This window comes from Mesorhizobium sp. NPDC059054, from assembly GCF_042739215.1.
GTDB lineage: Bacteria > Pseudomonadota > Alphaproteobacteria > Rhizobiales > Rhizobiaceae > Mesorhizobium.
Window position 1 is genome coordinate 376,368 of sequence record NZ_JBHYHV010000007.1, and the last position, 12,912, is coordinate 389,279.

A 12,912-nucleotide genomic window follows, 5' to 3' on the forward strand; every position below is an offset into this window, starting at 1 on the left:
TTCACGGAGAATCCTGCGTGGCTGCAACAGCCACGCAGGACCAGTGGCCAGTCCGTGATCAGAACACGAAGTACCAGTTGGCAAGCAGCACCACGATCAGCCCGGCGATCAGGGTCAGGTAAGGCAGCATGCCTGCCTTGCGTTCGCGCAGGTTGCTCTCGGTCATGCCGAGATCGTCCAGCATGTGATCCGGGAACTTGCCACCGTCCTGGATGTAATGACGGAAGCAGAACACCGGGATGATGAGGGCGACGGTGGCCAGCCCCGCCCAGAGCGCCATCGGGTTCCACACCTTGGCGCCGGCGCCCATGAAAACGGCGTTGACGAAGGCGAAGATGGTGCCCGCGGCCAGCAGCCAGGTCGGCGCCCGCCACGGCCGCTTGATGTGGCCGTTGTCGATGCGGTGGATCCAGCCGGCATTGAGGTTGAGGAAGTTGAAGATGATGTAACCGCAATTGGCGACGGCCAGGATGAAGAAGAAGCTGGTCGCATCGGCAGAGGCGATCGCCAGCACACCGAGGTTGACGATCAGATCGGTCCACATCGCCCGCGTCGGCGCACCATGTTCGTTGACATGGCTGAGGTAACGCGGCAGCCAGCCATCGACAGCACCCTGGTAGAGCGTGCGCGACGTGCCGGCCATCGCCGTCATGATCGACAACAGCAGGGCCAGGATCATCAGCATGATCAGCAGGGTCTTGATGAGGCCGCCGCCTCCCACCATCGAGGCAAGGGCGTCCGCGACACCGGAGCCGTCGACGATCGGCGTGGCCAGCATGCCGTTCAAGCCCAGAACACCTTGGAATGTGAACGGCACCAGGATGAACAGCAGGATGCAGAGCAGGCCCGAATAGAAGATCGCCTTGAACGTATCCGTTTCGGGGTTCTTGAATTCGCGGGTGTAGCAGACCGCGGTTTCGAAACCATAGGTCGACCAGGCCGCGATGAACATGCCACCCAGAACCAGGGTCCAACCGGCGACATTCCACGAGCCCGGTTCAGGCGCGTAGGCGGCAGCCAGCGGAACGAAGGGCGAGTAGTTTGCCCAGTTCACCTGGCCGGTCACGATCGGCGCGATGCCGACGACCAGCAAGGGGATGATGACCAGTAGGCCGACCACCTTCTGCACATTGGCGGTGCTGAGGATGCCACGATGCTGGATCGCGAATGTGCCGAGCATCAGCAGGGCGCCGATCCAGAAAGTCGCGTTGAGCGAGAAGGAAACTGGACCAAGCGAATGAGTATAGAGCGTCCAGGTGCGGATCGTCGGCGTCGCCGCGGCGGTCACGGCCGTGACCGCGTCAGCAGCACTCGTACCCGCATTCGCGGCGAGATAGGCAACCACCTCCGGCGATGTTTCGGTGAAACCGGGGATCGGCGCCAGCGCGTTGAGAATATAGGCCGCGGCAATCGAGCAGCCGAGCGATAGAACCGGGGTCCAGGCGAACCAGTTGCACCACACGGACAGTGGCGCGATGAACTTCGAGTACCGCAGCCAGGCGGTGGCGCCGTAGACCGAGGCGCCGCCCGATTTGTTGGGGAACAGGCCGGCGATCTCGGCATAAGTGAAGGACTGGATGAAGCCCATCAGGATGGAGACGGTCCAGATGGCGAAGGCGATGTTGCCACCCACGCCGGCAATGCCGCCGATCGAAAACAGCACCAGCGGCGGCACGCCGCTGGCGACCCAGAATGCGCCGCGCCAATCGATGGTTCGGTGCAGGTTCCCACTGGCGTCGGCCACGTAGGTTTCATCCATGGCACTCATGGCTTGGTTCCCCATTGTTGACTGTCTCGTCACGGCTATCGGGACGTTGCAGTGTATATTGCGGCTTTCCGCTTAGGCTTATTTGTTTCCCAATAGTGAAGATCATCGGAATCCCGATCCTCGTCAAGCGATTTTCGAGAAACCGGCAAAACGGCTGTGTTTTCGTGCCGGATCACACAGCAAGCTTCGGAAATTCGCCCTTTCGGCCAATCCGGACACCACCCGAACGGGCGAGGAATCTACCCATCCAGGCGTTTTCAGCGCCGGCGAAAGGAATATCCTAGTTCAATGCACTAGTATGAAAAAAACATTCATGGTAGGAATTAAGTCGCAGTGTTTGTTGAGGAGGCAACGGACATTCTCGGTCTGGCAAAAATCGATGCACGCTCGATGGATGCCCCGGTCACCATCACCGGGGGCGCCAAGCCATTCGACGCTCGCAGTGATGTCCACGAGCTGCTTTTCCGGCTCCTCGTCTCGGTGGTCCGGGAACGCGAGCCCGAGATAGCCGAAATCCTGGTCGGCCGCGGTTCACTGGACAGTTTGGCTCAGGAGCTGCGTATCCCTGCCCTGCAGGCAACCGGCATCTGGTTTCAGCTCACCGCAATCGCCAGCGAACTTCAGGCCATGCGTACCCGGCGCGAGACCGAGCAGGCGGAAAGCCCCGAAGACGTCATCGGCTCCTTCGCCAATGTAATCGGCGAGATCGCCGCCGAGGGTTATTCCGCCGAAGCCGTTCAGGAAGCGATGAACAGCCTCATGGTCGGTCCGACCATGACCGCCCACCCGACCGAAGCCAAACGCGTCACCGTGCTTGAGATCCATCGCCGCATCTATCGCAAGCTGACGGAAATCGGACAGCTGCGCTGGGCTCCCCGGGAGCGCGAGACACTGGTCTGTGACCTCCGCAGCGAAATCGAACTTTTGTGGATGACGGGCGAACTCAGGTTGGAGCGCCCGACGGTGGAGCGCGAGATCGCCTGGGGGCTGCACTTCTTTCGTGAAGTGTTGTTCGAGGCCACACCACAGCTCTACGAATTGGTCGATGGGGCGTTGAAACGCCATTTCCCCAACTATGCCCTTACCGTCCCGTCCTTCATGCGCTTCGCGTCCTGGATCGGCGGCGACCGCGATGGGAACCCGAACGTTACCGCCCACACGACCGCCTATGCGCTGGCTGAAAACCGTAGCGTCGCCATCCGCTTGTATCTCACCCAGGTGCGCCGCCTGGTAACCCTGCTCAGCGTCAGCACCAATGTCGTCGACATGCCGGCCGATTTCGAACCGGCCCTGGCGAAGGCGTTGCGGGCGAGCGGCTGTGGCGACGCAATCACCCGCCGCAATGTCGACGAGCCCCTGCGACAGTTCTCTTCGGCGATGCTCTGCAGGCTCGAAGCGATGATCGGCAAGGGCAGCGGCGTACCCTACCCTACCCCTGACGAATTCCGGGCGGATCTGAATTGCCTGGCCGACACGCTCGATGTCCTTGGCGGCAAGATGATGGCGCAGCGTCTTGTGCGGCCGCTGCTGCAACAGATCGACAGTTTCGGCTTCCACACCGTCGCCCTCGACATCCGCCAGAACTCAACCGTGGTGAACCGGGTTCTGGCCGAACTGTTTGCCAAGATGGACCCGCAGAGCGAGCCGGTTTCACCCGGTTCGCCGCAATGGTCCGCCCGTATCCGCGACGCGATCCGCAAGGGCGATCGCATCGCGTCTGACCTGAGCGCACTGTCGGACGAGACCCGCGAACTGCTCAGCCTGTTCGATGTGATCCGCGAGGCGTCCGCTGAAAAGAGTGGTGCGATAGGCGCCTTCATTCTGTCGATGACGCAATCCGCCGACGATATCCTGGCTGTCTATCTGCTCGGCCAATTCTGCGGGCTGGCGACAGCATCGGACGGCTCTGGAACGATCAACCTCAGAGTGGTGCCGCTGTTCGAAACCATCGCCGACCTGCGTGCAGCCCCCGCCATCCTGGAACAGCTTCTTGGCCTTTCCATCGTGCGCCGTTCCATCCGCGATTTCGGCAACCGCCAGGAAATCATGCTGGGCTATTCCGACTCCAACAAGGACGGCGGCTTCCTGGCCGCGAACTGGGAGCTCAGCAAGGCGCAGAAGCAGCTGACGAAGCTGGGCCACAAGCACAAGGTGCGGATCTCCTTCTTTCACGGCCGGGGCGGTTCGGTGAGCCGCGGCGGTGCGCCTACCGGCCGCGCCATTGCCGCACAGCCCGCCGGCACGGTCGACGGTTCGATGCGTGTCACCGAACAGGGTGAAGTCGTCTCGTCCAAATTCGCCAATCGCGGCACCGGCCTGCATCAGCTCGAGATCCTTGCAGCCAGCGTCTTCGCGCACAGCGTCAAATCACCGAACGAAGCCGAACTGAAGGACATTCCCGAATTCGACGAGGCGCTGGAAGCACTCACGGGCATGTCGTTGGCTGCCTATGCCAGCCTGATCGGCGAGCCGGGTTTCATCGACTATTTCAACCAGGCGAGCCCGGTCGAGGAACTCGCTTTGCTGAAGATCGGCTCGCGGCCCGCGCGCCGCTTCGGCGCCCGCGACATCGCCGACCTGCGGGCCATACCCTGGGTTTTCGCCTGGAGCCAGAACCGCCACCTGCTCACAGGCTGGTACGGCATCGGCAGCGCCATCAACTCCTTCGTCACGGTGCGCGGCGACGCCGGTCGCGATCTGCTGCGGCAGATGTTCGAGCGCTCGCGCTTCTTCCGGCTCATCATCGACGAGGTCGACAAGACACTCTACCAGGCCGACATGGATATCGGCCGGCTCTATGCCGGGCTCGTCTCCGACAGCAACACCGGCGAACGCATCTTCCAAAAGATTGAAGCCGAATATGCGCTGACCAGCAAGATGGTGCGGGCAATCGTGGGTGACACCGATTTTTCCACTCGCTTCCCGGCTTTCAAGCGTAATTTCGACCGCATAAGGCCGGAAATGGACAGCATCCACACATTGCAGGTGAAATTGTTGCGGGAAGTGCGCGACCAGGCCGCGAATGCTTCGGCGTCGAAGCGACCGGTCAACGCGCTCCTGCTTTCGATCAACTGCATTTCCGCCGGTCTCGGCTGGACAGGTTGAAGACAGGATCGGCGCTCGGCGCCAGAAAGGATTGGACGCATGAACATCCCGGCGCGACCCGGCCTCGGCGGCCTTAGCCAGTTCTTCCATAGCGGCGTCGCCGCCACCGATCCGGCCGTCAGTGCCGCCATGGCGCGCGAACTTGGCAGGCAGCGCGACGAAATCGAACTCATCGCTTCCGAGAACATCGTCTCAAAGGCGGTCCTGGAAGCACAGGGTTCGGTGCTGACCAACAAATATGCCGAGGGCTATCCGGGACGCCGCTACTATGGTGGCTGCCAGTATGTCGACGAGGTCGAGGAACTGGCGCGCGAGCGCGCCCGGCAATTGTTCAGCTGCACTTTCGTCAATGTGCAGCCGCATTCCGGCAGTCAGGCCAACCAGTCGGTGTTCATGTCGCTGATGCAGCCGGGCGACACGTTCATGGGACTCAACCTTGCGGCTGGCGGTCATCTCACCCATGGCTCGCCCGTCAATCAGTCCGGCAAATGGTTCAATGTCGTTTCTTACGGCGTGCGCCAGCAAGACCAGCGCATCGATCTCGATGAGGTGCGCGATCTTGCCCGTCAGCACCGACCGAAAGTGCTATTGGCCGGCGGCTCGGCCTATCCGCGCTTCATTGACTTCAAGGCGTTCCGCGAGATTGCCGACGAGGTTGGCGCCAAGCTGTTCGTCGACATGGCGCATTTCGCCGGCCTGGTCGCCGGCGGCGTCCATCCCAACCCGCTTGAGCACGCTCATGTCGTGACGACCACGACGCACAAGACGTTGCGGGGACCGCGCGGCGGCATGGTGCTGTCGAATGACGAGGAGATCGGCAAGAAGATCAATTCGAGCGTCTTCCCGGGATTGCAGGGCGGACCGCTGATGCACGTCATCGCCGCCAAGGCGGTGGCTTTCGGCGAAGCGCTGACACCCGAGTTCAAGACCTATGCGGCCCAGGTCGTCGAAAACGCCAAGGTGCTCGCCGAAACCCTGACATCCGGCGGCGTCGACATCGTCTCCGGCGGCACCGACACGCATCTGATGCTGGTCGATCTCAGGCGCAAGGACCTCACAGGCAAAGCGGTCGAGGCAGCGCTCGGCCGTGCCCACATCACCTGCAACAAGAACGGCATCCCCTTCGATCCGCAGGGGCCGGCGGTGACCTCCGGCGTCAGGCTGGGCACGCCGGCCTGCACCACGCGCGGGTTCCGCACCGAGGAGTTCCGCTTGGTCGGCCAACTGACCATGCAGGTGATCGACGGGCTTGCCGCCAATGGAGAAGACGCCAACGGCGAGATCGAGAACGAGGTGCGCGAGGAAGTCGAGGCATTGGTGCGTCGCTTCCCGATCTACGACTAGTTGAGGTCGCCCTGGAGCCTACGTGAAGCCAATGACCGCTGTATGGAAAGTTCAGCATCCAGGTTGGGAGACCGATGTCACGCCCATGACGGGAGAGAAGAAGTTCAGGGTCCTGATCGCGGAACGCAATCCGCTGGTCGTCGCCGCACTCGGCGACATGATCCACCGCGACAGCCGCTTCGATCTGGTCGGCTCCGTGCAGGCCGGCGAGGCATTCCTCGAAGCGGTTTCCCAGGGAGAACCCGGGTTCGATCTTGCCGTGCTTGGCTGGAAACTTTCCGACATGGACGGAAGCGGCGTGCTTGCCGAGTTGCAGCGCCGCAACCTGCATGCTCGCGTCGTCATTTTCTCAAATGACCACGACATCGCCATTCTCAAGCAATGTGTGCGCCTCGGCGTGCAGGGCTTCTGCTATCAGTTCGATGATCCATCTATTTTGTTCGACACGCTGATCGCGGTCGCCCACGGCCGCATCTGCATCCCCTATGTGGATGTCTCGCGCATCAATGACACACCGCTATCGCGGCTCACGCCGCGCGAACGGGAACTGCTGGCCGTACTGGCCGATGGCTGGACCAACCTGCAGATCGCCACGCGCACCGGCATCTCCGAGAACACGGTGAAATATCACCTGAAAAATCTATACGACAAGCTGGACGTGCGTAACCGTGCGATGGCGGTGGCACTGTTCGCCAGCGAGCGGAACAGGGGCCCTCACATGGGACCGCAATAGGTCCCCGCGGGCCTCACCAACACCTCCCCAATAATTTGTAAGCGTGGCCTTTTGCAGCGCAGCAGCGAACTGATGCGGCGCAACATGCGCTTTTCCTTGACAGTTTGTCGCAGTTTCTAAATATTCCCTGTGGGCAAATAGTTTTCTGCAAAATCAACAACGATGCCCCGCAGTCGCGCAACCTCAAGGGAGGGGAACATGGATGCGACGTCAACCCAACACACGGGTTCGAACACCTTGGACGAACGGATTGACAGGATGCATGGGCGTGACCGTCTCGGCGCGATCGCGTTCGTGGCGGCCATCTGGCTCACCATCCTGTTCGCCCTTTTCACGGTCTGGCCCTACATCGAAGTGCCCGGCATCCGAGTGATCCTGGCGGTCGCCGCAGCTCTCGTTCTCGGCCTGAACACAGCCGCCATTGTGGCGATGCTGCGCCACTACAGCGACGACAAGCACTTCATCTACGGTCTCGACCTGAAGCATCTCGACGAGATGCGCAGACGCCGCGGCTAGAGCGTTTCCGTTTTTTACGGAAACGCTCTAACTCTTTGTTTTCACGCAATTTCGAACGGAAAACCGTCACACGCTTTTCCTGGAATTGCTCTTAGGAGAAACAAATGGCTTACAAACCTCCAACACAGAGCCTTACCGGACAGATCTTCGACGTTTTCGTGCTTCTCGTTTTGACTGTCGGCGCGCTCTACATCCCGCTCTACATGGGTCTGGCCGGCGCAGCCAAGACACCGCAGCCGATTGCCAACCCGACCTGGGAAGCACTCGGCCAGAACGCCACCGAACAGCAGCAATGGGCAGCACTCGGCATCACCGACCCCGCCGCTGCCAACGACATCATCACCGCCCGCTTCGACTACTCCTTCAGCTGGATCGCGCTGATCGTGATGGCCGTCTTCGTCATCGGCTATTTCGTCATGGTGGTGCGCCTGTCCGACAGGGAATACCGCGAAGTCATCGAAGAACGCTTCGGCCCGAAACGATAGGTGCGCGCGATGGATATCTGGAACATCCTCGAATACGCCGCCTGGGCGCTGTCTGTGCTGTTCGGCGCCTTGATGTTGATCGACCTGGTCAAGGTCGACACCACTTTCGACAACGACCTGCTGACCTCCTCGCGTGAAGGCGAGATCGAGGCCACGGCCGAGCGTCACACGATCTAAGGAAAACGGCGATGGCAAATGTGACTTCTACTGCCGCGCCGGAGCGGCTCCAACTGCTGCGCGTTCTGGGTCCAGCCCATGTCTGGGCGCTGGGCGTCGGCATCGTGCTCGTCGGTGAATACATGGGCTGGAACTTCTCGGTCGGCAAAGGCGGCATGATCGCCGGCCTCGTCGCCTGCTGGGTGGCCGGCCTGCTCTATACCTGCGTGGCCATGATCGATTCCGAAGTGACGTCGACGGTCGCAGCCGCCGGCGGCCAATATGCCCAGGCCAAGCACATTGTCGGTCCGCTGATGGCCTTCAACGTCGGCCTGTTCCTGGTCATGGCCTACACCATGCTGGAGGCAGCCAATGCCATCACCGTCGGCTTCCTGCTCGACACGGTGGCGGGCATGCTCGGCCATTCCGGCCTCAACCAGAAGCCTTTCATCATCCTCGCCGTCATGTTCCTGGCCTGGTTGAACTACCGCGGCGTGCTGGCGACGCTGACCTTCAACCTCGTCATCACGGCGATCGCCTTCGTCTCCATCATCGTACTGTTCCTTTCCGTGCAGTTCGGCGGTTCCGCTGTGCCGCTCGACTTCTCGGCCATTACCAGCGACCCGCTGCCCTATGGCTGGGTCGGCATCGTCGCGGCTTTGCATTTCGGGCTGTGGTACTATCTCGGCATCGAGGGGACCTGTCAGGCTGCCGAAGAGGTCCGCTCGCCGGCCCGTTCGCTGCCCTATGGCACGATGGCCGGCATCATGACGCTGCTCATTGCCGCGACACTGACCTGGTATGTCTGCTCTGGCCTGGTGCCGTGGGAATATCTCGGCCAGGCGGGTACGCCGCTGTTCGATGCGGCGCGTGTCACTGGCTCGACCGGCCTGATGATGCTGCTCTTCGTCGGCACGACCTTCGCGACGCTCGCCTCGGCCAATGGCTGTATCAACGACGCGTCGCGCGCCTGGTTCTCGATGGGCCGCGACCGCTATCTGCCGAGCTGGTTCGGCGCCGTGCACCCGACCTACCGCACGCCCTACCGGTCGATCGTCTTCCTGGTTCCGATCGCACTTATCTTCGCGCTCGGCGCTCCGCTCGACCAGGTGGTGACCTTCTCGATCCTGTCCGGCCTGCTGGGATACACTTTCATGACCTTCAACATGGTGATGTTCCGCAAGAAGTGGCCGCTGGACACCATCAAGCGCGGTTATGTGCATCCGTTCCACCCGATCCCGGCATTGCTGCTCCTGATCCTTTGCGCCACCGCCTATGTCGCCGTCTTCCTCGGCTACGGCACGCAGCTCATCGCCATGATGTGCTTCTACATCATCGCCTCGCTGTGGTTCCATTTCTGGCGCTATCGCTTCGTCAAGCGTGGCGACCAGTTCACCATGCCGTGGCCACGCCCCAACGGCTATTGAGATAAGACCGCGCGCCGGCCACACCGGCGCGCGGCTTTTGGATCATCATGATGATCACCAACCTCGCCCTTGCCCTGTTTGCCGCAGCTGCCGTCGCTGTCTTGGCGGCTGTCGCCATACGAGACCAGCGCAAGCTGACTGGACAGCGCCGCAGCCTTCTCGATCACGCCGCCGGCATTCTCGACAACAGCCGGATCCGCCTGGCACGCGACGGATTTCCCATGCTCGATGGGGATCTCTCGGACGGCCGGCGGCTCCGCATCGAACTGATCGCCGACACACTCGTCTGCCGTCGGCTGCCCCAACTCTGGCTGAAGCTGACGCTGACCGAGCACTCGCTCCAGAACCGACCATCGATCGGCGCGCTGGCGCGCCCGACCGGCGCCGAATTCTATTCGCTCGTGCACGATCTGCCGGAATGGGTGCCACCTCCGCAAACCGACACGTCCCTCCTGATGCGCAGCGATGGCACGGCGACGGCAGCCGAGATCGAACGAAGTGGTTCCATCTTCTCGGCCCTGCTCCGCAATCCGGCGGTCAAGGAAGCCGTCGTCACAGCTCGGGGCGTGCGTTTGATCCGCCAGGTCGCTGAAGGCGATCGGGGCGCTCACCTGTTGTTGCGCCAGGTCCGTTTTCCCGTCGAGGCAATTCCACTCGATCTCCTGCGGACGGCCATCGCCGAAGTGCAACTGCTATCGGAAGCACTCGTGGACACCGACAGGAAAATTCCAGAGCCTATGGAAGCGGGAGAATGAGGAAAGCGATCAACCCCTATCTGGTCCTGGCGCTGGCGGTCATCCTGCCGGGAGCCGGCCATGTCGTCATCCGCGAGGCGCCGCGCGGGCTGGTGTTCGCGTTCTTCGTACTGTTCTTTTCCGTGCTCACTTACATGACCACGACGCCGGACCAATCCTTCATCGGACGCCACGCGGGCGGGCTGTTTGTCTGGGCGCTCTCCATCCCTGATGCCTATCGCCGAGCACGCATGAAATATGCGACAGCCAATCGGATAGCCGGGATATCTGGCGGCCGATAAGCCTGCCACGTTTACCCGTCAAAAAAGCCCGCCGCGATGTGCGACGGGCTTTTTTGACGTACATGGCTGCCCACGCAGCAACCGTTCCTGCCTTCACTCCGCGGCGACAGGCGAGGCCGTGCGCAGATACGATTCGAGCGAGTCGTCGAGCGCATCCTTCCACGGCGTATGATGCGCCGGCGCCATCGTGCCGGTGATCACCGAGCGGTAGGAATGGTTGCGGAACTCCATGATGCCGTGCTTCTTGTGCTCCTTCCACTCAAAGAAGGCCTCGTTGGCACCGTCCACATCGAAGCTTGGATAGTCGGTTTCCGCGATCAGTTCCTTGACGTAGTCGCCCTGGTATTCGATCGCATCGTGGGCGTCCTTGCCGGCATCCTCGCGCGCGACGCGGTCCTCGACGTCGGCGATCATCTCCTGTTTGGCCGAAGGCAGCTTGATGCGACCGAGGATCACATCACGCGTCCACCAGGCCTGCGCATCGAACATGTTGAAGGTGAACCACTGATCCTGCATGCCGATATAGAACAGCGCCGGATTGTGGACATAGGCGACGCCCTTGTAGAGATCGGCAGTCGCCAGCCGGTTGGCGGTCCTCAGGCGCAGGTCATCCGGCAGGAACGGGAAGTGGTGCTTGTAGCCGGTGCACAGGATGATCGCGTCGATGCGTTTCGTCGACCCGTCCTTGAAGGTGGCCGTATTGATCTCGACCTTTTCCAGCAGTGGCTTCTCTTCCCAATTGTCCGGCCATTCGAAGCCCATTGGCGCGGTGCGGTAGCAGTTGGTGATCGACTTGGCACCGTATTTCCAGCACTGCGAGCCAATATCTTCGGCCGAATAGCTGGTGCCGACGATCAGGATGTCCTTGCCGACGAATTCGCGGGCGTCGCGGAAGTCGTGGGCGTGGAGGATGCGGCCGTTGAAGCGGTCGAAGCCCGGGAATTCGGGGACATTCGGGGTCGAAAAATGACCCGAGGCGACGATGACGTTGTCGAATTCCTCGGAATAGCAATGATCTTTCGGCAGATCCTGCACGGTGACGGTGAATTTCCTGGTCTGCTCGTTCCAGGTGACCATGCGCACGACCGTCTCGAAGCGGATCCATTTGCGAACCCCGGCCTTCTTCACCCGGCCCTCGATATAGTCGAAGAGTACGGCGCGCGGCGGATAGGAGGCGATCTGCTTGCCGAAATGTTCCTCGAAGGAATAGTCGGCGAACTCCAGACCCTCCTTAGGGCCGTTCGACCACAGATAGCGGTACATCGAACCATGGACAGGCTCGCCATATTGGTCGAGACCGGTACGCCAGGTGTAGTTCCACAGACCACCCCAATTGGCCTGCTTCTCGAAGCAGACAATTTCGGGGATATCGGCGCCTTTCTCCGCGGCGGATTGAAATGCTCTCAGCTGTGCAAGGCCCGAAGGACCGGCTCCGATCACGGCGACACGCGCTTTCATACGGAAACACCTCCCAGTTGATTTCCATAGCGAAAAAATTTTCACTGTGATGATAATAACGTGATTTCGTGGCTGTCAATAAGCTTCGTGCTCAACAACCCCGGCAAAGCTTGCCGCGCTTGGTATTCATGCTCGAGAGTGGACGAAAGGAGGAGACGCCAAATGCAGCACTTCGCATACCTTGGTGAAAACCGAGGCTTGCGTGAAAGGGCGAAACGAGTATTCTCTACATTGAAATTATTTTACACACGGGCAAATTCGTGTGAGGTGGGTCATGCAGCAAACAGCCTATCCCCCCGTTGTATCCGGTCCGCCGCGTCCGAGCCTGATCTTCCAGCCCGGACTGCTTCTGCCGGGCAGCGAGCGCTATCATGTGCCGGGCGGCGGTGCCGTCGTCATCGACATGGAGGTCGGCGACAGGATCAGCATCCGCAACGCGGAGGGCGGCCAGCCCTGCGAACTCGTTGCCTTCGATCAATCCGGCCGCGCCGACACGGGCATCATCGGAGCCAAGAGCAACAGCAACGCAGCCGGCCTCAAGGCCCTGCTGCTAGGCGGTGATGACAGCCTGCGCGCCTTGCGCAACGGGCTGGAACGCCGCAAGCTGCAGCTTGCCAATGCCGAGGCGCTGCGCATCTTTTCCGGCACCACGCCGGCGGGCACCGAGGAAAGCTTCACCGCGACGCGCGACGGCTCGCTTGTCGTTGCCGCTCCCGGCGGTCCCATGGCGGTGGATGACCACGATACGGCCACGCCGCTGGTGGTGATGGTGCGGCGCACGACGATCCTCGCCAGGAGAAAGTCCGAACTGCCCGATCCGCTTGCCGATCCGGTGCTCGATCTCAGGGTGAAGTCGCGCACGGCCGAAGCCTATTTCGTCAAGG

At 61.4% G+C, this 12,912-nt stretch carries 11 protein-coding genes and 1 pseudogene; 10 read left to right on the top strand and 2 right to left on the bottom strand.

The window, feature by feature from the left end; translation table 11 throughout:
* Window positions 1–58: 58 nt before the first annotated feature.
* Window positions 59–1,768: an APC family permease gene (locus ACFWXH_RS28255; protein WP_379124751.1), complete on the bottom strand. Its 1,710-nt coding sequence runs from the start codon at window positions 1,766–1,768 to the stop codon at window positions 59–61.
* A 333-nt stretch (window positions 1,769–2,101) separates the two neighbouring features.
* Between ACFWXH_RS28255 and ACFWXH_RS28260 the strand changes: the two genes are divergently transcribed.
* From ACFWXH_RS28260 to ACFWXH_RS28300, 9 genes are all read left to right on the top strand, one after another.
* Window positions 2,102–4,873 (top strand): phosphoenolpyruvate carboxylase, encoded by a 2,772-nt coding sequence (locus ACFWXH_RS28260; RefSeq protein WP_379124752.1) that lies wholly within the window; start codon window positions 2,102–2,104, stop codon window positions 4,871–4,873.
* Window positions 4,874–4,912: 39 nt separating this feature from the next.
* The gene (gene glyA, locus ACFWXH_RS28265; protein ID WP_379124753.1) at window positions 4,913–6,217 is read left to right on the top strand and encodes a serine hydroxymethyltransferase; all 1,305 of its coding nucleotides are present in this window, start codon (window positions 4,913–4,915) and stop codon (window positions 6,215–6,217) included.
* A gap of 85 nt (window positions 6,218–6,302) precedes the next feature.
* Window positions 6,303–6,950 carry a response regulator transcription factor gene (locus ACFWXH_RS28270; RefSeq protein WP_054310141.1) on the top strand — a complete coding sequence of 216 codons (648 nt, stop codon included), beginning with the start codon at window positions 6,303–6,305 and terminating at the stop codon, window positions 6,948–6,950.
* A gap of 198 nt (window positions 6,951–7,148) precedes the next feature.
* Entirely contained in the window at window positions 7,149–7,466 is a 318-nt protein-coding gene (locus ACFWXH_RS28275) for a hypothetical protein (RefSeq protein WP_379124754.1), read from the top strand.
* Between the two features lie 104 nt (window positions 7,467–7,570).
* Complete coding sequence (locus tag ACFWXH_RS28280) at window positions 7,571–7,951, top strand: hypothetical protein (protein WP_054310143.1); 381 nt, start codon at window positions 7,571–7,573, stop codon at window positions 7,949–7,951.
* A gap of 9 nt (window positions 7,952–7,960) precedes the next feature.
* The gene (locus tag ACFWXH_RS28285; RefSeq protein ID WP_379124773.1) at window positions 7,961–8,128 is read left to right on the top strand and encodes a hypothetical protein; all 168 of its coding nucleotides are present in this window, start codon (window positions 7,961–7,963) and stop codon (window positions 8,126–8,128) included.
* A gap of 11 nt (window positions 8,129–8,139) precedes the next feature.
* On the top strand, window positions 8,140–9,534 hold the full coding sequence (locus ACFWXH_RS28290) for an APC family permease (protein ID WP_054310144.1): 1,395 nt from the start codon (window positions 8,140–8,142) through the stop codon (window positions 9,532–9,534).
* A 47-nt stretch (window positions 9,535–9,581) separates the two neighbouring features.
* The gene (locus ACFWXH_RS28295) at window positions 9,582–10,289 is read left to right on the top strand and encodes a hypothetical protein (RefSeq protein ID WP_379124755.1); all 708 of its coding nucleotides are present in this window, start codon (window positions 9,582–9,584) and stop codon (window positions 10,287–10,289) included.
* Window positions 10,286–10,570, top strand: coding sequence for a hypothetical protein (locus ACFWXH_RS28300; RefSeq protein ID WP_379124756.1), 285 nt, complete (start codon window positions 10,286–10,288; stop codon window positions 10,568–10,570). Before ACFWXH_RS28295 ends, ACFWXH_RS28300 begins: the two co-directional genes overlap by 4 nt.
* A gap of 93 nt (window positions 10,571–10,663) precedes the next feature.
* Here ACFWXH_RS28300 and ACFWXH_RS28305 read toward each other — a convergent pair whose 3' ends face one another.
* Entirely contained in the window at window positions 10,664–12,028 is a 1,365-nt protein-coding gene (locus tag ACFWXH_RS28305; RefSeq protein ID WP_379124757.1) for an NAD(P)-binding domain-containing protein, read from the bottom strand.
* Window positions 12,029–12,302: 274 nt separating this feature from the next.
* Between ACFWXH_RS28305 and ACFWXH_RS28310 the strand changes: the two are divergent.
* Window positions 12,303–12,912: pseudogene (locus ACFWXH_RS28310) on the top strand (aminomethyltransferase); the annotation flags it as partial.